Raw genomic sequence first — 23,904 nt, 5'->3', positions numbered from 1 at the left:
TTTCAGGGTCTTTCGAATTGTAACACCATGATTCAAAAAGCGATTCTCTTCGATCTCGATGGCACCCTGGTGGATACCGCACCAGACCTTGCCGCCGCCACGGATTACGCCCTGCAGCGTGCCGGCCGACCGGCCATCGGCCTGCAGGCTGTCCGCCAGCTTGTCGGCGACGGCGCCCGCGCCCTGGTCGAGAAAGGCCTGACCGTCACCGGCGGGATTCCATCGCCGGAAGCCTTCGAAGCCGCGATGGCCGACTTCTTCGACTACTATGCCGTGCATCTGGCCGATACCAGCCGGCCGTTTCCCGGTGTGGCCACCTGCCTCGCAGCTCTCGCCGAGCAGGGCTATGTGATGGCCGTCTGCACCAACAAGTCTGAGGGTTTCAGCCGGACACTGCTCGACCGGCTCGGACTGACCGCCTTCTTCGCCGCCATCGTCGGTGGCGACAGCCTGCCGGTACGCAAGCCGGATCCCGGCCACATCCACGGCACGCTGAACCGGCTGGGCGAACCGGCGGCCTGGGCTGTGATGGTTGGCGATTCATCCAACGACATCAATGCCGCAAAAGCGGCCGGCCTGCCCAGTATTGCCGTCAGCTTCGGCTACACGCAGATTCCGGCGGCCGAACTGGGCGCCGACCGGCTGATCGACCGGTACGCCGACCTGCCGGCGGCACTGACGGCACTGGGCGGCTGAAGCCTATTCGGCGTCGGGCTGGCGGCCCGGGGCGGCGGCGGCGAAAGCCGGCACCTTGTCGCATTCTGCGCCAATCCGTTCGACCGTCGGGCAGGCCGACAGGTCGCATTTGAACCGCCGGGCATTGGCGATCTGCGGCACGAGACAGATGTCGGCCAGGCCGGGATCGTCACCGTGGCAGAAACGCCCGGTGCCCGGATTGGTGGTCAGCAGGCTTTCCACTGCCTGCAGCCCGGTCTCGACCCAGTGGCGGTACCAGGCGTCCTTCTTCTCCTCGCTGACCCCCAGGTCCTTCACCAGATAACGCAGGATGCGCAGATTGTTGATCGGATGGATATCGCAGGCAATCGCCTGCGCAATCGCCCGCACCCGCGCGCGCCCCAGCGGATCGGCCGGGAGCAAGGCCGGCTGCGGATGGGTCTCGTCGAGATACTCGAGGATGGCCAGGGACTGGGTCAGCACATGGCCTCCGTCGACCAGGGCCGGAACCAGTTTCTGCGGGTTGATGGCGGCATAGTCGGCCGACAGCTGGTCATTCTTCTGCAGATGGATGAAGCGGTTGTCGTAATCCAGCCCCTTGAGGTTGAGGGCGATCCGGACCCGATAGGCCGCAGAAGACCTGAAATACCCGTAAAGCAGCATGTGTTCCTCCCGATGACCGGCGGATTTTACTGCAGTTGCGTGACGTTACAACGCCCTGCGACGCCACCGGCCGCCGGGAAAGGGTTGCCCCCCTGTGGCCGCCGCTCTATTGTCGGCGCGCTTTCGAAGCCCCATCTGGTCCGGGTCGGGGTGGTACGCGTCAGGGTGGTCCGGTCATGCAGTTGACGATCAATGGCGAGGCCCGCGATATCGCGGGGGCGGTGACGGTGGCGGAGCTGCTGGCGACGCTGGAGCTTGATTCCCGCAAGATCGCCATCGAACTGAACCGCGAGATCGTGCCGCGTTCGGCCTATGCCGAGACCGGCCTCAGCAGCGGCGACAGGATCGAGATCGTGCATTTCATCGGTGGCGGTAACGCGCCGCTGGGCGAGGACGACTATTTCGAAGTGGCCGGGCGCCGCTTCCGCTCCCGACTGCTGGTTGGTACCGGCAAGTACAAGGATTTCGAGCAGACCAAACTCGCCATCGAGGCCTCTGGTTCCGAAATCGTCACCGTTGCAGTACGCCGCGTCAACGTGACCGACCGCAACCAGCCGATGCTGGTCGATTACGTCGATCCGAAGAAGTACACCTACCTGCCGAATACTGCCGGCTGCTTCACTGCCGATGACGCCCTGCGCACCCTGCGGCTGGCGCGGGAGGCCGGCGGCTGGAAGCTGGTGAAGCTGGAAGTGCTGGGCGACCAGAAGACACTTTACCCGGAAATGGAGCAGACCCTGGCTGCGACAAAGCAGCTGGTGAAGGAAGGCTTCGACGTCATGGTCTATTGTGCCGACGACCCGATCGCGGCCAGGAAGCTGGAAGATCTTGGCGCCTGCGCGATCATGCCGCTGGCGGCGCCGATCGGCTCGGGCCTCGGCATCCAGAACCCGGTCAACATCCGCATCATCATCGAAAACGCAAAAGTGCCGGTGCTGGTCGATGCCGGCGTCGGCACGGCCTCCGATGCCGCCATTGCGATGGAGCTGGGCTGCGATGGCGTGCTGATGAACACGGCGATTGCCGAGGCGAAAGACCCGATCCGCATGGCCCGTGCCATGAAGCTGGCCATCGAGGCCGGCCGCCTTGCCTATCAGGCGGGTCGCATGCCGAAAAAACGGTATGCCGACCCATCCTCGCCGCTGGCCGGCCTGATCTGACACATCCAACATTCCAGGCAGTACCGTGGATCTCGACATCAACCAACTGATTGCCGACTACCACGACTGGTTTTACATCATCACCTTTGTCTGGACCTTCCTCGAAGGCGAGACATTCGTGATTTTCGCAGGCGCGGCTGCAACCCAGGGCGCGCTGCTCGTCCACTGGCTTATCGCAGCGGCCTGGCTGGGCAGCTTCTGCGGCGACCAGCTCTATTTCCTGATCGGGCGCAAATACGGCCATCGGCTGCTGAAGCGGTTTCCCAAGCTGCAGGGCGGCGTCAACGTCGCCCTCGACATGCTGCATAAATACCATGTCGGCTTCATTCTCAGCTTCCGGTTCATCTATGGCGTGCGCAATTTTTCGTCACTGGCCATGGGTATGAGCATGATCTCGTGGCCACGCTTTGCCGTGCTGAATTTCATCGCGGCCGGCCTGTGGGCCAACAGCTTCGTCTGGACCGGCTACCTGCTGGGTGTCGCATTCGAGGCGGTGCTCGGCGACATCGCCAAGGATTTTGGCCTGGTGATGCTCGGTGTTTTTGCCCTGGTGGGCATCATCCTGTTCTTCGTGCACCGCCGCAGCAAAGCGCGGTTCGAAGCCCGCATCGCCGCCTCCCAGCAGGGCAAGCGGGATACCTCGCCACCGTCCGAGCACTGACCGCAAAGCGGCGCGTCAGCCGTCTTTCTTGGGCAGTGCGCCTTCCTGCACGAGAATCTCGTGAGCGGCCTTGAAGGCCTCCAGCCCCGCCGGGATGCCGCAATAGGCGGTGGCGTGCAGCAGCACTGCCTTGATCTCATCCACCGTCACGCCATTGGTCAGCGCGCCCTTCACATGCAGCTTCAGTTCATGCGGCTTGCCGAGCGCGGTCAGCATGGCGAGGTTGATCAGGCTGCGCGACCGGCGGTCCAGCGTCGGATCGCCCCAGGCCCAGCCCCAGGCCCAACTCGTGGTGGCACGCTGGAACGCCATCATGAAATCGTCGGCCTTGGCCAGCGAGGTATCAACATAATCGGCGCCGAGCACCTCGCGGCGGATCGGCAATCCCTTCTCGAACAATGCGTCATCGGCAGACATGGCCGTTCTCTCTCCCTTCCCCGACCCCTCGACGGTCAGGATAATTCATCCATCCGGCGGTTCAGCTTGTCGATGATACGGTCAAGCTGGGCCGCCTCCTCCGGCTCGAGCGCGGTCAGCAGATCCCGCTCGAAGCCGAGCGCCAGCGGTGCAATCTCACCATAAACGGCCTGCCCGGCCGCCGACAGGGTCAGGTGTGAACGCCGCTTGTCCCCGTCGTCGCGCATCCGGTCCAGCAGACCCTTGCGCTCCAGCGCCGCCACCGCGCGGCTGACCGTCACCTTGTCCATGGCCGAGCGTTCGGAAACCTGGTTGGCACTGAGACCGGGATGGCGCCCGAGATTGGCGATCACCCGCCATTCCGGGATGCTGATACCGAATCGCGCCGCATAATGCCGCGACAATGCGCCACTGATCCGGTTGGTAATCACCGACAGCCGGTAAGGCAGGAATTTTTCCAGTATCAGCGGCCCTTTGGCCATGTCGTCCCCCGAAACGGGCCACAGCCCTTGAAACTAGTTTCAAGTGTAACTATTATGCGACTCAACTGCAATGCCGATCATGGCGCAAACCATAATCCGGGAGGACACCTCTCATGACCGATCTTTTTGAAAATCCCATGGGCACCGACGGCTTCGAGTTCATCGAATATGCCGCTCCTGAGCCCGACAAGCTGGCGGCCCTGTTCGAGCGCATGGGCTTCCAGGCGGTCGCCCGCCATCGGTCGAAGAATGTCACGCTCTACCGGCAGGGCGATGTCAACTTCATCCTGAATGCCGAACCGGCCAGCTTCGCCCAGAGCTTTGCCCGCATCCATGGCCCGTCGATCTGTGCCATGGCCTTCCGCGTCAAGGATGCGGCCCGGGCATTCAAGCGGGCCACCGAATTGGGCGCCTGGGGCGTCGAGCAGCATGTCGGCCCGATGGAACTGAATATCCCGGCCATCAAGGGTATCGGCGACAGCCTGATCTATCTGGTCGACCGCTATGGCAGCCGCGGCACCATCTATGATGTCGATTTCGTCCCGATCGAGGGTGCCGAGCGCAATCCGAAGGGCGTCGGCCTTACCTATGTCGACCACCTGACCCACAACGTGCATCGCGGGCGGATGAACGAATGGGCGGAATTCTACGAGCGGCTCTTCAATTTCCGCGAGATCAAGTATTTCGATATCGAAGGCAAGCTGACCGGCCTGAAATCGAAGGCGATGACCAGCCCCTGCGGCAAGATTCGCATCCCGATCAATGAAAGCTCCGACGACAAGTCGCAGATTGCCGAATACCTCAACGCCTATCACGGCGAAGGCATCCAGCATGTTGCCATGGGCACCGACGACATCTACGGCACCGTCAGCACCATGCGCGGTCGCGACGTGCCGTTCCAGTCGACGCTGGACACCTATTACGACCAGGTTCCGGACCGCGTTCCGGGCCACAACGAGGACCTCGCCCGCCTGAAGGAACTGCAGATCCTGATCGATGGCGCGCCGACCGAAAACCAGGGTCTGCTGCTGCAGATTTTCACCGATACGGTGATCGGCCCGATTTTCTTCGAGATCATCCAGCGCAAGGGCAATGAAGGTTTCGGCGAGGGCAATTTCAAGGCGCTGTTCGAATCGATCGAACTCGACCAGATCCGCCGCGGCGTGCTGAAACCGAACGCCTGAGCTGCAAGACACCCGGGAGGTGACGCCATGGCAAAGACCTGGATTCCGATGATGCATGCGGAGGGCACGGCTTCACGCCAGGCCCATGTCGCCCTGCCCGCCGGCACCTACGAACGCGAGATGGGCAAGGAGGGTTTTTTCGGTCCCGCCGCCCATCTCTATCACCAGAACCCGCCAACCGGCTGGATCGACTGGGAAGGCCCGCTGAAACCCCGCGCCTTTGACACGGCGAAGTTCGCCGAAGCCGCCGACTGCCCCTGGAAGGCACGGCTTCTGATGGGCAATGCCCATGTCAAATACCGCCATCTGCTGCTGACCGCGCCGATGGATCATCTGGTGCGCAACGGCGATGGCGACGAGCTGCTGTTCATCCATGATGGCAGCGGCGAGCTGTTCTGCGATTTCGGTCACCTGTCCTATTCCGAAGGCGACTACGTCATGCTGCCGCGAGGCACCATGTGGCGCCTGGAGCCGGCCACTCCCAGCAAAATCCTGCTGATCGAGGCGACCAACGACAGCTACCGCCTGCCGGAAAAAGGCCTGGTCGGCCCCCATGCGATCTTCGATCCGGGCATCCTGCAGATCCCGGCTCTGGACGACGCCTTCCGCGCCCAGCAGCAGAAGGGTCCGGTTTCCGGGGGGCACAACTGGCGCGTGGTGATCAAGCGGCGCGACCAGCTTTCCACAGTCACCTACCCCTACAACCCGCTCGACGTGGTCGGCTGGAAGGGCGATCTGGCCGTGGTGAAGCTGAACTGGCGCGACATCCGCCCGCTGATGAGCCACCGCTATCACCTGCCGCCCTCGGCGCACACCACCTTCCTTGCGTCGCGCTTCGTTGTCTGTACTTTCGTGCCACGCCCGATCGAGAGCGATCCGGAAGCCCTGAAGGTGCCATTCTTCCATAACAACGACGATTACGATGAGGTCATCTTCTATCACCGGGGCCAGTTCTTCAGCAGAGACAACATTCATCCAGGCATGATTACCCTGCATCCCTGCGGCTTCCCGCATGGCCCGCATCCGAAGGCCTTTGCGGCCGGCGCGAAAGCGGCCCGTAAGGAAACCGACGAAGTGGCGGTGATGATCGATACCCGTGATGCACTGGATGTCGCGCCGGCTGCGGAAAGCGTCGAATTCAAGGGCTATGTCGGCAGCTGGAACCCGGAAGGGTTCCGCCAGGCCGCCGAGTAATCATTTCCAAGTCTGGGGAGTAAACGCGATGAAACTCGCCTCGCTGCGGCATGGCCGCGACGGCCGCCTTGCCGTTGTCAGCCGCGACCTGAAAACCATGCTGCCGGTGGACCAGCTCTGCCCCACCCTGCAGATGGCTCTCGACACATGGTCGGTGATGGCGCCGCGCCTGCAGGCGGTATCGGACGCGCTGAATGCCGGCAAGGCGGCCGGCGCCGTACCTTTCGACGCGGACAAGCTGGCCAGTCCCCTTCCTCGTGCCTATCAGTGGTGCGATGGCTCGGCCTATCTCAATCATGTCGAACTGGTGCGCAAGGCGCGCGGTGCCCAGATGCCGCCGGAATTCCTGCATGACCCGCTGATGTACCAGGGCAGCTCGGATGACTTCCTGCCGCCCACTGCCGACATCCCGGTGGCCGACGAGGCCTATGGCATCGATTTCGAAGGCGAGGTCGCGGCGATCACCGGCGACGTGGCGATGGGGTCGTCTTCGACGGAGGCCGCAAACCAGATCCGCCTGCTGATGCTGGTGAACGATGTCAGCTTGCGCAACCTGATTCCCGGCGAGCTGGCCAAGGGCTTCGGCTTCTTCCATGGCAAACCCAGCACTGCCTTCTCGCCGGTGGCGGTCACGCCCGACGAGCTCGGCGATGCCTGGAAGGATTCGAAAGTCTGCCGGCCGCTGGTCACGCATCTGAACGGCAGGACATTCGGCGAACCCGATGCCGGTGCCGACATGCAGTTCAGCCTCGCCGACCTCGTCGCCCATGCGGCGAAGACCCGCAACCTGAAGGCCGGCTGCATCGTCGGCTCGGGCACCGTCTCGAACCGCGATGCCTCAAAGGGTTTCTCGTGCCTGGCCGAGATCCGCATGATCGAAACCATCAAGGATGGCAAGCCGAAGACCCCGTTCATGAGCTTCGGCGACCATGTCCGCATCGAGATGTTCGATGCCGCCGGCCAATCCATCTTCGGCGCCATCGACCAGGCGGTGGTGAAATATAAGGGCTGACCGGCGCCGGTCGGTCAGCCCGCCCGCCCCAGTGCCCGGTCCGACACGAAGGGGTTGACCTGCCGCTCCTGCCCGAAGGTCGAGAGCGGGCCGTGGCCGGGAACGAAGGTGATGTCGTCGCCCAGCGGAAACAGCCGCTCGCGGATCGAGCGGATCAGGTCGGCATGGTTGCCCTTCGGGAAATCGGTGCGCCCGATCGAGCCCTGGAACAGTACATCGCCGACCAGCGCCACCCGTGACGGCGCATGCACGAAGACCACATGGCCCGGCGTATGGCCCGGGCAGTGGACGACATCGAGTTTCAGGTTGCCCACTTCCACGACATCGCCGTTCTCCAGCCAGCGGTCAGGCGTGAAGCTGCGGCTGGGCGGAAAGCCATACTGCTTTGCCGCCTGTGGCATGCCGTCGATCCAGAAGGCATCGTCGCGATGCGGCCCCTCGATGGGAAGGTTCAGTTTTTCGGCAATGTCCTTCACGGCGCCGGCATGGTCGAGATGACCATGGGTGACCAGCAGTTTTTCCAGCGTCACGCCACGGGCTTCGGCCGCAGCCAGCAGCTCCTCCGGCGCGCCGCCGGCATCCACCAGCGCGCCCTTCATGGTTTCCGGGCACCAGATCAGCGAGCAATTCTGCTGGAACGGCGTGACGGGGTGGATTTCGGCATGCAGGCGTGGAGGCTGGGCTGTCGTCATTGCCTTCCCGGCTTAATCCTCCGGAGCCGCCGGCGCAATGCCCCGGTCAGGGGTCAGGCGCGGGCGTCATAGAGCTGGCCGGCGCTGCCGAAGCCGCCATACAGGCTGCCACCGACAGGATCTGACGGCCGGGCGGCAGCCGCGCCGTCATCCTCAGCAGGGCCGATACGCGTCCGCGACGCCTCGCCATCGGCGCGGATCACGAAACGGTTGCCGCGTTCCTCGTCGTCCTGCTCTCCGGGCGGCTGTACCAGGTAGGTCAGGCTGGGAGTGGCCGGCGGCGGTTCCGACAGTTTCTGTAACGGCTTCAGCTGGTCCTGCACCGACTGGTAGACCGTCACCACCCGCTGCACGATTTCCAGCCGCGGCACCAGAGTGGTTTCCTCCAGCACGCTGACCTCGCGGTCAGGCGGGGTCGGTGGCGTGGCCGGCTGGCCCGGCGTGACGGTGGTCTGGGTGGTCTGGGTGACCGTGGTATACCGGTCGAGGATATCCTGCAGGCCATCGACCGCCCGCTCGCGCAGGCGGTTGTCGCGGCGGCCGGGGAGATTCGGCAAGTCGCCGATCTCGCCGATTGCATCCTGCAGGCGCTGCACTGCCGCGGCGTCGAGGCTGCCATTCTGCAGGTCGGTCAGCGCGTCGCCGAGAATGCCGGCGATCCGGCGGGCATAGCGGCCGTAATCGCCGGGGTTGCCGCCCTGGCCACCGCTCTGTCCGCCGCCGACCCGGCGATCCTGCAGCAGATCGAGGAAATCGTCGACCGCACGGGCCGCATTGCCGTTGCCGGCCAGGCTGTCAGCCAGCTGGTCGATGGCCTCGCCGACCCGGCGTGTGCCGCGGCTGTTGGCGCTGCCATTGCCGAAGGCCGGATCGCCAACGGCGAGGATCAGGTTGCCCAGCGCCTGCGTCGCCCGGCTGCTGCCGGTCTGGCGCTCGAAGTTGCCGAGTCCCTCGATCAGCGTGCCGAACAGGGCCGGGTCGCGGAACAGGTCGAAGAAATCGAGGCCGCCCTTCCCGATCACGCTGTTTTCCAGCCGGCCTATCACCTCGCCGAGATCGCGGCCGGCCCCGCCGCTGCCGAGCCTGTCGCTGAACCGCGCCAGATTGTCCTGCAGGCCGGCAAGGACGGTGCGGTCATAGCCGCCACCGTAACCGCCGCCATGGTCGCGGCCGTAGCGATAACCGCGATCATCATCGCGACCGCGGCCGGAATCGTATCGGCGGCCATAATCACGGTCACGGCCATAGTCGTCGCCGCGCCCATAGCCATAACCATTCCGGTCATCACGGCCCCGGCCATGGTCGTGGCCGTGATGACCATGGCCATGACCGTAGCCGCCGCCGAAGCTGCGGATCAGCACGGCAAGGGCATCCAGCGCGTCGGCCGACAGACTGGTCTGCGTGACCGTGGTCGTCGTCACCTGGTCCGGTGTGCCCGGGCTGCCCGGGCTGCCCGGCGTTTCCGTCTCGACAACACGCCGGCGCAGTTCGAGTTCCAGCGCCTCCCTTTCGACGCCGACCACCTCCTGCCGGGCCACGCTGAGCAGGGCAGAATTCTGCAGCGTGCTGAACACGCCACTGCTGATGCGCGGCACATCGAAACGCAGAATCGGTGACGCCCGCTGTGCGCTCCCCTGCTGGGAGGACGACAACGGGGTCGGCAGCAACGGATTCTTCCGTGTGCTTGTCTGGTTCGCCGAGGAAAGTCCTGTCAGTGAGGCGAGCGCTGCTCGACCCGTGACGGCGTCAACCATGCATTAAGCATAACACCACTTAATATTTCGCGGAATACAGCCATTAACGGGTATTTCGGATTGCACCACCACCCTTAAGGGTGGTTTAAATATCCGAACCCGTTCTAGCACTAGTAAAGGCGACGCTGGGCTGGCGCAGGCGTTCCCGCGGCACCAGCACGGCGATCTCAGTCCCCTTTCCGGGCTGGCTGCGGATCACCAGGTCGCCGCCATGCAGCCGCACGAACTGTCTGGCCAGTGGCAGGCCAAGCCCGGTGCCCTGCACCTTGCGGGCCAGGACCCCGGAAGCCTGCCCGAAAGGGACCAGCGCCCGTTCGAGATCCGCCTCGGACATGCCGATGCCGCTGTCCTGCACCAGCACCCGCAGGGCTCCCTGCTCGGCCAGTTCGGCCCGCATGCTGATCCGCCCCTGTGCCGGCGTGAACTTGATGGCATTGCCCACCAGATTGAGCAGGATCTGCCGCAGCAGCCGCTCATCACCCCAGACCAGCGGCAGGTCGGGATCGCACGCGACGTGCAGCTCCAGCCGGCCCGCCTGCAGCTGCTCACGCAGCAAGCCGCGCACCTGCTCGGTCACACCCTCGATATCGACGAGGCTTTCGACCAGTTCGTAATGTCCGGCCTCGACCTTGGAGAGATCGAGAATGTCGTTGATCACGGCCAGCAGGTGACGGCCGCTGTCGAGGATGCTGGCCGCATATTCCCGGTAGCGTTCGCCGAGCGGGCCGAACATCTGCTGGGTCAGGATTTCGGAAAAACCGATCACCGCATTCAGCGGCGTCCGCAGCTCGTGGCTCATATGGGCCAGAAACTGCGATTTGGCACGATTGGCTTCCTCAGCGACCCGGCGGGCCGACTGGGCTTCCTGCTCGCTGGCGGCCAGTGCTGCTGCCGCCGCCACCGAGGCACGGTACATGGCCAGATCCGCCCGGTAACCGAACCATTCCCGCACAGCCAGCACCACCACCAGCAGGGCTGCTGGCGGCAGCAGCCATGGCATGATGGCCACATCGATATCGTCATGCCGCCAGAAGACCAGGGCGACCAGAACCGCGATCACCCCGACCGGCAGCAACCGGTCGAACACGTAAAGCCCCCGCCCCGCCTTATCGCTGCCGGCCGTGGCAATGACATCCCGGCGCAGGCGGTATTCAAGGGCGGCCCATGAAATGAACCCGAATGCGATCAGCCAGAATATTGAAATGCTGTCGCCGCTGCTGAATGTGCTGTCGAGAAGGCTGGCACAATAGGCACTCGTCACCAGTCCGTGCAGGATAATGCCCAGCAGCAGCAGCAGCAGCGGCAGCCGCTTTGGCCCCCAGCGGAAAACGCCATAGCAGAAGAAGCCGAACAGCAGCGCCGCCAGATACACCACGAGATAGACCAGTGCCAGCGCCACCGCATCGGCCGGCAGTTGTGTCACGCGCAAGCGGTCGGACAGCAGCAGCGGCACGGCGATCAGCAGGCCGCAGAGCAGGATCAGCAGGTTGCAGACCTGCTGCACCGTAACCCCGGGCCGGCCACGCAGCGGCCTGTACAGGGCGATGCCCAGTGCGAAGACTGGGGCAAAGGGCAGGAAGAACCAGTCCGCCGGGGAGGGAAAGGGCGTGAACTGTCGCGTGACCAGTTCCAGCCAGGTCCAGATCAGCTGTCCGCCGAGCCACAGCAGGCAGGCCAGCATGATGACAAACCACGCCCTGGCATCGCTGCGCAGCAGGCTGCTGCGCCAGGCCTGCCAGGCCGAAACCGCCGCCGCCGCCGCCGCCAGCAGCCAGGCCAGATCCGTCCAGGCCGCCTCCAGATAGGGAAACCCGATGAGGCCAACCTGCCCGACCACATACACCGCCAGGCCAAAGCCCCAGGCGGCAAGCAGCAACGTGCGGGAGTGGAAGGTCATCGCGGCCAGATTAACCACAACCGCAGCGCGGGTATAGCTGCAGTATTCTGCGCGAAAGCCTTTCCGGCCCGGCCTTCCGGCCGACGACCCTCCGGGAAACAAAAAACGAACTGGCCGGTTATCATCCGCCGCCCCCTCGCCGGGCCGGCACCGGGCCAACGGGTTGCCCGGCGCCAGCCGATGGTGTACGGCAGGCGCTCGGGCCGGCAGCCGGCCGGATGGAGCGATTCGACGCATGGCAAAGCAACGGGACAAGGCTGGTCGCAGCGGACGCGCAGCAGGCCGCACCGTCTACGTGCTGAACGGCCCCAACCTGAACCTGCTGGGCAAACGCCAGCCCGAAATCTACGGCCGCGACACCCTGGCAGATGTCGAGGCTCTGTGCCGCAAGACCTGCACCAGGCTCGGTCTTGCCCTCGTGTTCCGCCAGAGCAACCACGAGGGCGAACTGGTCGACTGGATCCAGGAAGCGCGCGAGAAGGCCTGCGGCATCGTCATCAATGCCGGCGCTTACACCCATACCTCGGTGGCCCTGCTCGACGCCCTGACGGCGGCAGAAAAACCGGTGATGGAAGTCCATCTTTCCAACATCTTCCGGCGTGAAAGTTTCCGCCACCATTCCTATATATCACTGGCGGCCAGGGGCGTGATCTGCGGCCTCGGCCCGAAGGGCTATGTGCTGGCACTGGAAGCGCTGGCAGAACCGGCCTGATCCTGCAACACCACGCATTATTGGACATCGACTAAGGAGTATCCCATGGCCTCGGCGCCGAAGGACAAGGACAGCAAGTCCGCCAGCAGCCGTATCGATCAGCAGATGATCCGCGATCTGGCGGACCTGCTGAACGAGACCGGTCTGACCGAGATCGAATGGAGCGAGGGCGCGCTGAAGGTGCGCGTCACCAAGGGAGGCAGCATTGCCGCCCCGGTCTATGCCCCGGCCCCGGCCATGGCTGCCGCCCCTGCTGCCACCACGGCGGGCACGCCTGCCGCCGATGACCTTGGCGGGCACCCGGGCGCAGTGAAGTCGCCGATGGTTGGGACGGTCTACGTGGCTGCCGAGCCGGGCGCCGCCGCCTTCGTGAAGGTCGGCGACACCGTGAATGCCGGCCAGACGCTGCTGATCGTCGAGGCGATGAAGACCATGAACCCGATCACCGCCCCCAAGGGCGGCCGGGTCAGCCGCATCCTGATCGAGAACCAGCAGCCGGTCGAATTCGGCCAGGTGCTGATGATCATCGAGTAAGGCGGTCCGCACCATGTTTGACAAGGTGCTGATCGCCAACCGCGGCGAGATCGCGCTCCGCATCCATCGCGCCTGCAAGGAGATGGGCATCCACACCGTGGCGGTGCATTCCACCGCCGATGCCGATGCCATGCATGTGCGCATCGCCGATGAATCCGTCTGCATCGGCCCGCCGCCCTCGAACCAGAGTTACCTGAACATTCCGGCGATCATCTCGGCCGCCGAGATCACCGGCGCCGACGCGATCCACCCTGGCTATGGCTTCCTGTCGGAGAATGCCAAGTTTGCCGAGATCGTCGAGGCCCACGATATCGTCTTCATCGGCCCGACCTCCGAGCATATCAAGCTGATGGGCGACAAGATCACCGCCAAGGAAGCGGCGCGCGATCTCGGCATTCCGGTCGTGCCCGGCTCGAAGGGAGCCGTCGAGGACGAGGCACAGGGCCTGAAGCTGGCGGCCGAGATGGGCTATCCGGTGCTGATCAAGGCCACCGCCGGCGGCGGTGGCCGCGGCATGAAGGTGGTGCGGTCGCCAGAGGAATTCGGCCCGGCACTGGCGCAGGCCCGCACCGAGGCGCGCAACGCCTTCGGCAACGACCAAGTCTATGTCGAGAAATACCTGGCCCGCCCGCGCCATATCGAGATCCAGATATTCGGCGACGGCCAGGGCAGCGCCGTGCATCTGGGCGAACGCGACTGCTCGCTGCAGCGGCGCCACCAGAAGGTACTGGAGGAAGCGCGCTCGCCTGCGCTGAACGAGGCTCAGCGCAGGAAAATCGGCGACATCGCCGCCAAGGCGATTGCCAAGCTGAACTACCGCGGCGCCGGCACCATCGAGTTCCTGTACGAGAACGGCGAATTCTATTTCATCGAGATGAACACCCGCCTGCAGGTGGAGCATCCAGTGACCGAGGCGATCACCGGCCTCGACCTGGTGCGCGAACAGTTGCGCATCGCCGCCGGCGCCCCGCTCGGTTACACCCAGGACGATATCAAATTCAGCGGTCACGCCATCGAGTGCCGCATCAATGCCGAGAACCCGCGCACCTTCGCGCCCTCGCCCGGCCGGGTGACCGAATACCACATGCCCGGCGGCCTCGGCGTGCGGGTCGACAGCGCGCTGTACAGCGGCTACCAGATCCCGCCGCACTACGACAGCCTGATCGGCAAGCTGATCGTGCACGGGACCAACCGCAACGAGTGCCTGATGCGGTTGCGCCGGTCGCTGGAGGAATATGTTATCGGCGGCCTCGAGACGACCATCCCGCTGCATCTGGCCCTGATCAACGAGCCCGACTTCGTCAACGGCGCCTACGACATTCACTGGCTGGAAGAATTCATCGCCCGCCAGGGCTGACCGCGCCGGTGCCGGCTGACGCGCGGCCCGGGCTGCCGTAATCTGTCCGGTGATGAGCCATCGTCAGGAAGCGCTGACCCCGAATCTGCTGCTGCAGGCGTATGCCCGCGGCTATTTCCCCATGGCCGATTCCGCCGAGGATCCCGGCTATTACTGGGTCTATCCGCGGCATCGCGGCATCCTGCCCCTGGAACGCTTCCATCTGCCGCGCCGCCTCGCCCGGGTAGTCCGCAGCAGCCGTTTCCGCGTCGTCGCCGACCGCAATTTTGCCGGTGTGATCGCCGCCTGTGCCGAGCCGACCGACCATCCGCTGCGGCAGAATACCTGGATCAATGCGGCCATCCGCGAGGCCTATACCGGCCTGCACCGCATGGGTTTCGCCCACAGCATCGAAACCTACGATGCCGAGGACCGGATGGTGGGCGGGCTGTATGGCGTACGCATCGGCGCGGCATTTTTCGGCGAGAGCATGTTCAGCCGGCAGACCGATGCCTCGAAGCTGGCACTGGTCCATCTGGTGGCACGCCTGAAAGCCGGCGGCTTCCGCCTGCTCGACACCCAGTTCGTCACCCGGCACCTGACGCAGTTCGGCGCGCTTGAAATTCCCCGTGCCGAGTATCTGGAATTGCTGGCCGCCGCACTGGCACGGCAGGGCGATTTCTACTGCTTCGGGGCAGAAGTGCCGCCGGGCGCCGCCTTGCAGTCGATCACCCAGACATCGTAGACGGGGTGCTCAAGTGAATTGAGCGCCGGCGTGGATGCGAACATCCAGCCATGGAAGCGTTCCACTGGCTGCTCGCCGGGCCGTTGTTCGACGATATCCAGATAGGCGGCGCTTTCCGGCGGATATTCCGGCGGCCGCTTGCGACAGACCCGGACCGTCACCTTCAGGGTGCCGAAGCCGATCGTCTCGCCGACCGGCGCCTCGAAGGTGTAGATGCGGGCCGTGATCTTGTCGAGCCCCTGCAGCACCGTCACCGGCAGCGGGGACGAAGGGTATTCCGGCGTGTTGTCCGGCGGCGTCTGCGCAACGGCCGGCCGGCCGGCCGTGGCCAGACTGGCCGTCAGCAGCAGAAACGCGGCAGTGCGATACAGGAAAACCGTCACGCGGTCAGTTGGCCGTCGGTGCCGGCGTCAGCCCCGGGGGGGCATCATCCTTCGGTTCCTTCGACCCGCCGGCGCCGGTGGCGCTGAAGATCGCCTGGCCGATCAGATCCATCAGATTCACCGATCCCTGGGTGAACTGCACGGCGGCACCGGGCTTCAGCATGGTTTCGCTGCCGCCGGGCTCGACCGACAGATAGTTGCCGCCGAGCAGGCCCTCGGAGGCGATCTTCACCGCCGTGTCCTCTGGCAGCTGGTAACGGCTGTCGACGGTGAAGGTGATGACCGCATCGTAGCTCTTGGGGTCGAGCTTCTGGCCCGTAATGGTGCCGATCTTGATGCCGCTGAGCCGCACATCGCCGCCGGTAACCAGACCGTCGGCGCGGCTGAAGCGGGCCTGCAGTTCATAGCCCGAGACACGGCCGCTGCCGACGCCGGCGGTAGAATAGGCGAAGGCCAGAAAGAAACCGGCGACGGCAAGCACCACCGCACCAATCAGGGTTTCCACCAGATTGCCGCTCATGCTGCCCTTCCTCTGTCACTGACCGTGATGCGTGATGCCGGCATGCCGGCTATTCCGGCTGCCAGGCCTGGTAGTCACCGGTGGCATGCGGGCGTTCGCCGCCCTTGGCGACACTGCCCTGCGGCCGGTAGGCGAAAGGCGTACCCGACAGGTTCGGCAGGTGCTCCTTCTCCCACGGCTTGTGTTCGACACCGTGTACCGGCGCGTCGTCCACCGTGTGATGCAGCCAGGCGTGCCATTCCGGCGGTACCTTCGAGGCTTCCGGCAGGCCCTTGAAGATCACCCAGCGCCGGCGGCCGCCCTTCTCGCGGAAGTAGCGGTTGCCGAACTGGTCCTTGCCGACCAGCTCGCCCTTCCACCAGGTGAAGAGCTTGGTGCCGAGAAGACTCATGGGGGTGCCTGCCTCACGCGGAATCCATAGCCGAAAGTCGGCCGGACTATGGCATCCCGGCCCCGGGCAAGCAAGCCCTGCCCGCCTGCCCGGCCGTGCCGGAAGGGGTCCCGGAATACCTGGATCAGGCCCTCTTTTCAGCCAGATAGCCGCGCCGCACGGCCTCGTCCAGCAGCGCCTCGACATAGGCCCAGAGCCGTGGCGAGGCATCGGCGATCAGCCGCTTGCGGCTGCGGACCTGATCAAGAGTGACGCCGTATTCGCGCCAGGTGCCACCCTCGGTGTGGAAGTTGTGCAGCATCGGCTGGACCCGGTCGAGCGCCCGGGCGAAACGGGCATCGGCGGTCTCGCGTGCCTCGAATTCGTCCCATAAGGCGCGGAAGCCATCGCCCTGCCCGTCCGGCAGCAGGCCGAACAGGCGTTCGGCCGCCTGCTGTTCCCGGGCTTCCTTGTCCGCTTCGGCCACCGCGTCGTAGAGGAAGGTGTCACCGGCATCGATCTCGACCAGGTCATGCAGCAGCAGCATCCGGATCACCCGGCCGATATCGACGCCCGGTTCGGCATATTCCGCCAGCACCATGGCCATCATCGCCAGGTGCCAGGAATGCTCGGCGTCGTTCTCGCGCCGAGACCTGTCGATCAGCAGGGTTCGCCGCAGGATCAGCTTCAGCTTGTCGATCTCGAGGATGAAACCGACCTGCCGGTGCAGGCGGTCGGCGGTGTCGATATCGTCAGACATCCGGTCCATGACCGCGGCCTCCTTCATCGCGCGGTGATCAGGGCGATTTCCTGGGCGAATTCGCGGGCCAGCTCGGCCCTGGCGCTGCCCTCGAAGGCCGGGTATTTCGCCGCCGCCGCCTGCAGCGCCGGGTTGTCGCGCGGCAGGTCCTCCGGCCGCAGGATGTCGCTGCCCTTCACCTGGCCCCTGCTGCCCAGCCCGAGCACGGCCCGGGTGATCGCCGTGGTCAGCAACCGCTGACCCTCGCCGCTGGCGAAATAGGCATCCAGCGCATCCAACTCGCCACGGGTGTAGCTGGCCGCTGCCGCATTGACCACGGCGCTGCGGAAGCGCGGGCCGGCTGTCGGCGCCCGCTCCTTCAGGGTGGTGCTGCGCGCCTTCTGTTCCGGCGTCTCGGCCGGCAGGAAGTTCAGATACAACTGCACGATGGTATCGACCCGTTTTTCCAGCCCGATGGTGGTCATCAGCCGCTCCGCGGCGGCGCGCGTGGCCGCTTTGCCGCCGCCGGCACCGGGCGCGGTCTGGGCCCCGGCCGGCAGGGCCGCCAGGACCAGAAAAAACAGGCCGGCAAGAACAAAGGCGCGACGCATCGGCGAATCCTCACTAACTCAACGAGTCATCTGACAGGGGGAATATGGCAAAACCCTGTCAAATCAGAAATCTACCATATACGGGGGTATGTTTGGTTGACCCTGCGGACCCCGTTCACCTAGATTTAGCAACCGTTGCGGCAGAATGGCGCTAGATGTTGGGTTTTTTCGCCCAGACCGGTCGCCTGCAGAGACCACAACATGTTGTTTTGATTAGGCGACTCGAACCGGGCGGGGAGAATCACGCGATGCGTATCCAGCGGTATTTCACGGTGGCAGGCGACGATGCTTATGCGGGCCTGGAATGGAAGACAACCGCCAGCGAAATCCGCAATCCCGATGGCAGCACCGTGTTCCGTCTCGACCAGCTGGAGGTGCCGGCCCAGTGGTCGCAGGTGGCCGCCGACGTGCTGGCCCAGAAGTATTTCCGCCGCGCCGGCGTGCCGGTCGCACTGCGCGCCGTCCCCGAGGAGGACGTGCCCGAATTCCTGTGGCGGCGCGAGGCCGATGCCGAGGCGCTGGCTGCCCTGCCCGAGAAGGACCGCACCACCCAGGAGATGAGCGGCCGCGAGGTGTTCGACCGGCTGGCCGGCACCTGGGCCTACTGGGGCTGGAAGGGCGGCTATTTCGACAGCGAGGAAGACGCTGCTGCCTATTTCGACGAGATGCGCTTCATGCTGGCCGCACAGATCGCCGCGCCGAACTCGCCGCAATGGTTCAACACTGGCCTGCACTGGGCCTATGGCATCGACGGCCCGGCCCAGGGCCATCACTATGTCGATTTCAGAACCGGCGAGCTGACCCGCTCGGCCTCGGCCTACGAACATCCGCAGCCCCATGCCTGCTTCATCCAGTCGGTACAGGACGACCTCGTCAACGACGGCGGCATCATGGACCTGTGGGTGCGCGAGGCACGCCTGTTCAAATACGGCTCGGGCACCGGCAGCAACTTCTCGAAGCTGCGCGGTGAAAACGAGCGACTGGCCGGCGGCGGCAAGTCGTCAGGCCTGATGAGCTTCCTGAAGATCGGCGACCGTGCCGCCGGCGCCATCAAGTCAGGCGGCACCACGCGCCGCGCCGCCAAAATGGTGATCTGCGACATCGACCATCCGGATATCGAACAGTTCATCGACTGGAAGGTCATCGAAGAGCAGAAGGTGGCCGCACTGGTGGCCGGCTCCAAGCTGGCCAACCGGCACCTGAATGCCATCATGCAGGCCTGCGAAGCCAATAACGGCGATGCCGGTTATGATCCGAAGAAGAATGCGAAGCTGCGCCGCGAAATCGTTGCCGCGCGCAAGGCGATGCTGCCCGAAAACTACATCCAGCGCGTCATCCAGTTTGCCAGGCAGGGCTATACCGAGATCGACTTCCCGACCTACGACACCGACTGGGATTCCGATGCCTATCTCTCCGTCTCGGGGCAGAATTCCAATAACTCGGTACGCGTGTCGGACGACTTCCTGCGTGCCGTCGAGCTGGACCGCGACTGGACCCTGACCCGTCGTGTCGACGGCAAGGTCGCCAAGACCGTCAAGGCCCGCGATCTGTGGGAACGCGTCGGCCATGCCGCCTGGGCCTCCGCCGATCCGGGCATCCAGTTCGATACCAGCATCAACGACTGGCATACCTGCCCGGCCGACGGCCGCATCAACGCGTCGAATCCGTGCTCGGAATACATGTTCCTTGACGACACGGCCTGCAACCTTGCCTCGCTGAACCTGATGTGCTTCCGCCAGGCCGATGGCCGCTTCGATGTGGCCGGGTTCCAGCATGCCGTGCGGCTGTGGACCGTGACGCTGGAAATCAGCGTGCTGATGGCACAGTTCCCCAGCCGCGAGATTGCCGAGCGATCCTACAGGTTCCGCACGCTCGGCCTCGGCTATGCCAATCTCGGCGCGCTGCTGATGTCCTGCGGTCATTCCTACGACAGCGACCAGGGCCGCGCGCTCTGTGGCGCCATCTCCGCGCTGATGACCGGCGTATCCTACGCCACTTCAGCCGAAATGGCCGGCGAACTCGGCCCCTTCCCCGGCTATGCGGCCAATGCCGACGCCATGCTGAAGGTGATCCGCAACCATCGCCGCGCTGCCCAGGGAGACCATTTCGGCTATGAGGACATCGCCACCGCGCCGGTGCCGCTGGATCATGCCAGCTGCGGCGATGCCGCCCTGCTCGCCGCAGCCGAACAGGCTTGGGACCAGGCACTGGAGCTGGGCAGCGAACACGGCTTCCGCAATGCCCAGGTCAGCGTGATCGCCCCCACCGGCACCATCGGCCTGGTGATGGACTGCGACACCACCGGCATCGAGCCGGATTTCGCGCTGGTAAAGTTCAAGAAGCTGGCCGGCGGCGGCTATTTCAAGATCATCAACCGCACGGTGCCGCTTGCCCTGCGCACGCTGGGTTACAACGAAGGCCAGATCGCAGCCATTGTCGACTATGCGGTCGGCCACGGCACCCTGAAGGATGCGCCCGGCATCAACCACGAGACGCTGAAGGCGAAGGGCCTGACCGACGCCGATCTCGCCAGGGTCGAAAAGGGCCTGCGCGGCGCCTTCGACATCAAGTTCGTGCTCAACCGCTGGACGCTCGGCATCGAGGCCTGCCGCGCGCTCGGCTTCACCGACGAGCAGGCCAGCGACCCGGCTTTCGACCTGCTGTCCGCACTGGGCTTCACTGCGGCCGAGATCGCCGCCGCCAATCTCTACTGCTGCGGCGCGATGACGCTGGAAGGCGCGCCCGGCCTGCGCGAGATGCATCTGCCGGTCTTCGACTGTGCCAATCCCTGCGGCAAGGAAGGCACCCGCTTCCTGTCGGCCGAAAGCCATATCCGCATGATGGCGGCGGCGCAGCCCTTCATCACCGGCGCCATTTCCAAGACCATCAACATGCCGAACCTCGCCTCGGTCGAGGATTGCAAGCTGGCCTACATGCTGGCATGGAAACTCGGCTGCAAGGCGATCGCGCTGTATCGTGACGGATCCAAACTGAGCCAGCCGCTGCAGGCGCAGATGCTGGAGGATGATGCGGCCGACGACGCCGTGGCAGAGACCGTCGCCGAGCAGATTGCCGAGGCCCCGGCCGCCCAGCGCGCCCAGATCATCGCCGAGCGCATCGTCGAGAAGCACATCGCCGGCCGGCAGAAGCTGCCCCTGCGCCGCAAGGGCTATACCCAGAAGGCCGTGGTCGGCGGCCACAAGGTCTATCTGCGTACCGGCGAATACGACGAAGGCAAGCTGGGCGAGATCTTCATCGACATGCACAAGGAAGGCGCCGCCTTCCGCAGCCTGATGAACAATTTCGCCATCGCCATTTCCATCGGCCTGCAGTATGGCGTGCCGCTGGAGGAATTCGTCGATGCCTTCACCTTCACCCGCTTCGAGCCGTCGGGCATGGTGGAGGGCAACGACGTCATCAAGATGTCGACCTCGATCCTCGACTACGTGTTCCGCGAGCTGGCGGTCAGCTATCTGGGCCGCACGGATCTGGCCCATGTCCAGCCCGACGACCTGCGCCACGATGCCCTGGGCCAGAAGGAAATCCCGGCCGCGGCGAAAGTCCAGGTCGAGAATGAGATCATCAAGGTGGCGTCCAACGGCTATATCCGCTCCAACCTCTATGTGCTGAAGGGCGGAGCCGGCCGCACCGCCACCGCGGAGCTGCAGGCCACCGGCACCGATGGCCCTTCGGTGGGCGGTCCCGTCATGCATGTTTCGGCCGACAGCCACACCCGTGTCGAGATTTCGGCACCGCTCGGCACCATGGACAAGACGATGGAGCGTATCGCCGAGGCCCGCATGAAGGGCTACGAAGGCGATGCCTGTCCCGAATGCGGCAACTTCACCCTGGTGCGCAATGGCACCTGCCTGAAATGCGACAGCTGCGGCAGCACCACCGGCTGTTCGTAATCCTGCACAAGTTCTCTCCTCCAGAGAAAACCCCGGCCGCCCAGAACAGGCGGTCGGGGTTCCTTGTTTGCGCCCGCCTGCTGTTCCTGCTGGCCCTGCCGGCGGCCTGCGCCCCGGCACCAGCCCCGCCAGCCGCCAGCCCGCAGGCCGCTCCGGCACCCGCCCATCAGGCCAGGCCCGCACCGATGCCGGCACCGCCCATCCTGCTGGCGGTGAATGCCGCACGGCAGCAGCACGGCCTGCCGCCGCTGTCCTGGGATGAACGGCTGGCCGCCGCCGCCGCCCGCCATGGCCAGGACCTGCAGGTCTGCGGCGTCCTCAGCCATACCGGCTGCGACGGCAGCGACCTGGCGGCCCGGCTGCGCGCCGCCGACTTCCCCTACCGCTCCGGCGCGGAGAATCTGGCGGTCTGCGCCTGCGATGCCGCCGAAGCGGTCCGGTTGTGGATGGGCAGTCCCGGCCACCGCGCCAACCTGCTGCAGCCCGAGGCGACGCTGATGGGCGCCGACCGCCGAACCGATGCCGCCGATCCGCGGCGCGAGCAGTGGGTGCTGGTGCTGGGGCGCGAGAGGCCCTAGGCCTGCTCGAAGGCCAGCCTGAGCGCCACGCCCATCTCCGCGATGGCCTGGCCAGCCTGCGGCAGCACCTTGCCCAGCACGACGAAACCATGGATCTGGCCGGGAAATTCGCGGAAGACCACCGGAACCCCTGCCTTCTTCATGGCCATGGCATAGGCCTCGCCCTCGTCACGCAGCGGGTCATGGCCAGCCACCAGCACATAGGCCGGCGGCAGACCTTTGAGCTCTTTCGCACGCAGCGGCGAAGCCCGCCAGTCGTCGCGATCCTGCGGGCCGTTCAGATACTGCTGCTGGAACCAGTCCATTGCCGTGCGGGTCAAGAGATGCCCCTCGCCGTAACGGCGATGCGAGTCGGTGTCCATGTACATGTCGGTGCCGGGATAGATCAGCAGCTGGTAGGCGATCTTCGGCACATGCCCCCTGTCGCGCGCCAGCAGGCTGACCACCGCGGCGAGATTGCCGCCAGCTGAATCACCCCCCACCGCCAGCCGCGCCGCATCGACGCGGAGGAACCTCGCCTCCTCGGCCACCCATTTCGCGGCGGCATAGGCATCATCCACCGCCACCGGAAATTTCGCCTCGGGTCCCATGCGGTAATCGACCGAAACCACGGCACAGCGCGCTTCCGTCGCCAGCAGGCGGCAGACCACGTCATGGGTATCGAGATCGCCGATCACCCAGCCGCCGCCGTGATAGAAGACCAGCACCGGCAGCGCTTCCCGCTTCGGCAGTCCGGCCGGCCGGTAATACCGCAGCGGGATCGGACCATGCGGGCCGGGTGCCGCAAGGTTGTCGACCTCCGACATCTCGGGCGGCTCCGGCGTCACCGCACCACGGGTTTCCTTGTAGAGCTTGCGGGCATCAGCCGGCGACATGGTCGAAAAGTCCGGCCGGTTGGCCAGCCTGACGGCTTCGAGGAAGGCTTGCGCTTCTTTGTCCAGCATGGCGAGGCGTACTTTCTGTTCTGATACCGGTCGCTCTGATACTGGCGGCTCTGAGACCGGCATTCCGTTGCCGGATATGCGCGACCGCCTCAGCCGAGGCCGGGAAACAGGCCGCGCAACCCGTTGGCGAAGATTTGAACCGCTACCGCGGCGAGCAGCAAGCCGAAAATGCGGTTGAGGATGTTCAGGCCGGTCTGGCCGAGTCGGTTGCCGATCGGTTCGGCCGCCTTCAGCACCACCCAGACTGCCAGGCAGATCATGGCCAGCACCCCCACGCTGAGAGCATCATGCACCCAGCCATGCCCCTTCTGCATGTGGATTACCGTTGCGGAAATCGACCCGGGACCGACCAGCAGCGGCAATGCCAGCGGCACCACGCCGACCGCCTCGCGGTCGCCGGCTTCCGCGCTTTCTTCCGGTGTCTGCTGCTGGGGACTGAGCTTGGCATTGATCATGCTGAGCGACATCATGAACAGCACGATGCCACCGCCGACCTGGAAAGCCGGCAGACTGGTGCCCAGCAGCCGCAGGATCAGGTCGCCGGAAAATCCGGCCACCACCAGGCAGACGAACACGGCCAGTGCGGCGGTGCGTGCGGTGCCGGCCCGGTATTTCGCCGAACGGCCGTCAGTCAGCAGCAGAAATAACGGGATTGCCGCGAAAGGGTCGAGAATCGAGAACAGGGTGACGGCGAAGCGGACATAATCGAGAGTGTCGAGCATGTCGCACC

The 23,904-nt window shown here is 65.1% G+C and carries 25 protein-coding genes; 12 read left to right on the top strand and 13 right to left on the bottom strand.

Annotated features, from left to right (window positions below; all coding sequences use genetic code 11):
• The first annotated feature begins 27 nt into the window (after positions 1–27).
• Positions 28–696, top strand: a complete 669-nt coding sequence (gene gph / locus ACEQZY_RS05145; protein ID WP_370152768.1) for a phosphoglycolate phosphatase — start codon at positions 28–30, stop codon at positions 694–696.
• A gap of 3 nt (positions 697–699) precedes the next feature.
• Here the strand turns inward: gph and maiA are convergent, their stop codons facing one another.
• Positions 700–1,338 carry a maleylacetoacetate isomerase gene (maiA, locus tag ACEQZY_RS05140; protein ID WP_341703334.1) on the bottom strand — a complete coding sequence of 213 codons (639 nt, stop codon included), beginning with the start codon at positions 1,336–1,338 and terminating at the stop codon, positions 700–702.
• Positions 1,339–1,514: 176 nt separating this feature from the next.
• On the opposite strand from maiA, the gene thiS reads away from it, so the two are divergent.
• On the top strand, positions 1,515–2,498 hold the full coding sequence (thiS, locus tag ACEQZY_RS05135) for a sulfur carrier protein ThiS (RefSeq protein ID WP_370152766.1): 984 nt from the start codon (positions 1,515–1,517) through the stop codon (positions 2,496–2,498).
• A gap of 25 nt (positions 2,499–2,523) precedes the next feature.
• On the top strand, positions 2,524–3,159 hold the full coding sequence (locus tag ACEQZY_RS05130) for a DedA family protein (protein WP_370152764.1): 636 nt from the start codon (positions 2,524–2,526) through the stop codon (positions 3,157–3,159).
• Between the two features lie 15 nt (positions 3,160–3,174).
• On the opposite strand, the gene ACEQZY_RS05125 is transcribed toward ACEQZY_RS05130, so the two are convergent.
• Together ACEQZY_RS05125 and ACEQZY_RS05120 are read right to left on the bottom strand one after the other, a co-directional pair.
• Positions 3,175–3,576 carry a carboxymuconolactone decarboxylase family protein gene (locus ACEQZY_RS05125; protein WP_370152762.1) on the bottom strand — a complete coding sequence of 134 codons (402 nt, stop codon included), beginning with the start codon at positions 3,574–3,576 and terminating at the stop codon, positions 3,175–3,177.
• 35 nt (positions 3,577–3,611) lie between these two features.
• On the bottom strand, positions 3,612–4,058 hold the full coding sequence (locus ACEQZY_RS05120) for a MarR family transcriptional regulator (protein WP_341703338.1): 447 nt from the start codon (positions 4,056–4,058) through the stop codon (positions 3,612–3,614).
• Positions 4,059–4,171: 113 nt separating this feature from the next.
• On the opposite strand from ACEQZY_RS05120, the gene hppD reads away from it, so the two are divergent.
• Genes hppD through ACEQZY_RS05105 form a run of 3 tightly spaced genes read left to right on the top strand, consistent with a single transcriptional unit; the run spans position 4,172 to position 7,448 of the window.
• Positions 4,172–5,242 carry a 4-hydroxyphenylpyruvate dioxygenase gene (gene hppD / locus ACEQZY_RS05115; RefSeq protein WP_341703339.1) on the top strand — a complete coding sequence of 357 codons (1,071 nt, stop codon included), beginning with the start codon at positions 4,172–4,174 and terminating at the stop codon, positions 5,240–5,242.
• Between the two features lie 27 nt (positions 5,243–5,269).
• Positions 5,270–6,436 carry a homogentisate 1,2-dioxygenase gene (locus tag ACEQZY_RS05110; protein ID WP_370152759.1) on the top strand — a complete coding sequence of 389 codons (1,167 nt, stop codon included), beginning with the start codon at positions 5,270–5,272 and terminating at the stop codon, positions 6,434–6,436.
• A gap of 28 nt (positions 6,437–6,464) precedes the next feature.
• Complete coding sequence (locus ACEQZY_RS05105) at positions 6,465–7,448, top strand: fumarylacetoacetate hydrolase family protein (RefSeq protein ID WP_370152758.1); 984 nt, start codon at positions 6,465–6,467, stop codon at positions 7,446–7,448.
• 14 nt (positions 7,449–7,462) lie between these two features.
• Here the strand turns inward: ACEQZY_RS05105 and ACEQZY_RS05100 are convergent, their stop codons facing one another.
• The 3 genes from ACEQZY_RS05100 to ACEQZY_RS05090 form a co-directional block, all read right to left on the bottom strand.
• Complete coding sequence (locus tag ACEQZY_RS05100) at positions 7,463–8,140, bottom strand: MBL fold metallo-hydrolase (RefSeq protein ID WP_370152756.1); 678 nt, start codon at positions 8,138–8,140, stop codon at positions 7,463–7,465.
• 53 nt (positions 8,141–8,193) lie between these two features.
• A complete protein-coding gene (locus ACEQZY_RS05095; protein WP_370152754.1) occupies positions 8,194–9,735 on the bottom strand; it encodes a hypothetical protein in 1,542 nt (513 codons plus the stop codon).
• A 244-nt stretch (positions 9,736–9,979) separates the two neighbouring features.
• The gene (locus ACEQZY_RS05090; protein WP_370152752.1) at positions 9,980–11,791 is read right to left on the bottom strand and encodes a sensor histidine kinase; all 1,812 of its coding nucleotides are present in this window, start codon (positions 11,789–11,791) and stop codon (positions 9,980–9,982) included.
• A 235-nt stretch (positions 11,792–12,026) separates the two neighbouring features.
• Between ACEQZY_RS05090 and aroQ the strand changes: the two genes are divergently transcribed.
• From aroQ to aat, 4 genes are read left to right on the top strand one after another with little or no spacing between them, the layout of a single operon-like run.
• The gene (gene aroQ, locus ACEQZY_RS05085; protein ID WP_341703346.1) at positions 12,027–12,503 is read left to right on the top strand and encodes a type II 3-dehydroquinate dehydratase; all 477 of its coding nucleotides are present in this window, start codon (positions 12,027–12,029) and stop codon (positions 12,501–12,503) included.
• Positions 12,504–12,548: 45 nt separating this feature from the next.
• Positions 12,549–13,037 (top strand): acetyl-CoA carboxylase biotin carboxyl carrier protein, encoded by a 489-nt coding sequence (gene accB, locus ACEQZY_RS05080; protein ID WP_341703347.1) that lies wholly within the window; start codon positions 12,549–12,551, stop codon positions 13,035–13,037.
• A 13-nt stretch (positions 13,038–13,050) separates the two neighbouring features.
• Positions 13,051–14,394, top strand: a complete 1,344-nt coding sequence (accC, locus tag ACEQZY_RS05075; RefSeq protein WP_341703348.1) for an acetyl-CoA carboxylase biotin carboxylase subunit — start codon at positions 13,051–13,053, stop codon at positions 14,392–14,394.
• A 52-nt stretch (positions 14,395–14,446) separates the two neighbouring features.
• Positions 14,447–15,118: a leucyl/phenylalanyl-tRNA--protein transferase gene (gene aat / locus ACEQZY_RS05070; RefSeq protein WP_341703349.1), complete on the top strand. Its 672-nt coding sequence runs from the start codon at positions 14,447–14,449 to the stop codon at positions 15,116–15,118.
• Here aat and ACEQZY_RS05065 read toward each other — a convergent pair.
• The 5 genes from ACEQZY_RS05065 to ACEQZY_RS05045 all read right to left on the bottom strand — a co-directional run bounded on the left by ACEQZY_RS05065 (position 15,055) and on the right by ACEQZY_RS05045 (position 17,741).
• Positions 15,055–15,501, bottom strand: coding sequence for a DUF2155 domain-containing protein (locus ACEQZY_RS05065; RefSeq protein ID WP_341703350.1), 447 nt, complete (start codon positions 15,499–15,501; stop codon positions 15,055–15,057). The two genes, aat and ACEQZY_RS05065, sit on opposite strands and share 64 nt — an antisense overlap.
• A gap of 4 nt (positions 15,502–15,505) precedes the next feature.
• Positions 15,506–16,021 carry an outer membrane lipid asymmetry maintenance protein MlaD gene (mlaD, locus tag ACEQZY_RS05060; protein ID WP_341703351.1) on the bottom strand — a complete coding sequence of 172 codons (516 nt, stop codon included), beginning with the start codon at positions 16,019–16,021 and terminating at the stop codon, positions 15,506–15,508.
• A gap of 49 nt (positions 16,022–16,070) precedes the next feature.
• Positions 16,071–16,412 (bottom strand): NADH:ubiquinone oxidoreductase subunit NDUFA12, encoded by a 342-nt coding sequence (locus tag ACEQZY_RS05055; protein ID WP_341703352.1) that lies wholly within the window; start codon positions 16,410–16,412, stop codon positions 16,071–16,073.
• Positions 16,413–16,536: 124 nt separating this feature from the next.
• Positions 16,537–17,160, bottom strand: coding sequence for an HD domain-containing protein (locus ACEQZY_RS05050; RefSeq protein WP_341703353.1), 624 nt, complete (start codon positions 17,158–17,160; stop codon positions 16,537–16,539).
• Positions 17,161–17,174: 14 nt separating this feature from the next.
• Positions 17,175–17,741, bottom strand: a complete 567-nt coding sequence (locus ACEQZY_RS05045; protein ID WP_341703354.1) for a hypothetical protein — start codon at positions 17,739–17,741, stop codon at positions 17,175–17,177.
• 248 nt (positions 17,742–17,989) lie between these two features.
• Here ACEQZY_RS05045 and ACEQZY_RS05040 point away from each other — a divergent pair, with 248 nt between their 5' ends.
• Together ACEQZY_RS05040 and ACEQZY_RS05035 are read left to right on the top strand one after the other, a co-directional pair.
• Positions 17,990–21,652: a vitamin B12-dependent ribonucleotide reductase gene (locus ACEQZY_RS05040; protein WP_341703355.1), complete on the top strand. Its 3,663-nt coding sequence runs from the start codon at positions 17,990–17,992 to the stop codon at positions 21,650–21,652.
• A gap of 185 nt (positions 21,653–21,837) precedes the next feature.
• The gene (locus ACEQZY_RS05035; protein WP_370152748.1) at positions 21,838–22,230 is read left to right on the top strand and encodes a CAP domain-containing protein; all 393 of its coding nucleotides are present in this window, start codon (positions 21,838–21,840) and stop codon (positions 22,228–22,230) included.
• Here the strand turns inward: ACEQZY_RS05035 and ACEQZY_RS05030 are convergent.
• On the bottom strand, positions 22,227–23,174 hold the full coding sequence (locus ACEQZY_RS05030; RefSeq protein ID WP_341704282.1) for an alpha/beta hydrolase: 948 nt from the start codon (positions 23,172–23,174) through the stop codon (positions 22,227–22,229). The two genes, ACEQZY_RS05035 and ACEQZY_RS05030, sit on opposite strands and share 4 nt — an antisense overlap.
• Positions 23,175–23,263: 89 nt before the next feature.
• Complete coding sequence (locus tag ACEQZY_RS05025) at positions 23,264–23,896, bottom strand: MarC family protein (protein ID WP_370152747.1); 633 nt, start codon at positions 23,894–23,896, stop codon at positions 23,264–23,266.
• Positions 23,897–23,904: the final 8 nt, after the last annotated feature.

Origin of the sequence: Ferrovibrio sp., from assembly GCF_964218355.1 — a bacterium.
In the GTDB taxonomy this organism is placed as follows: domain Bacteria; phylum Pseudomonadota; class Alphaproteobacteria; order Ferrovibrionales; family Ferrovibrionaceae; genus Ferrovibrio.
The sequence above is the reverse complement of the archived record's forward strand: the minus strand, read 5'-3'. Positions and strand labels throughout refer to the sequence as shown.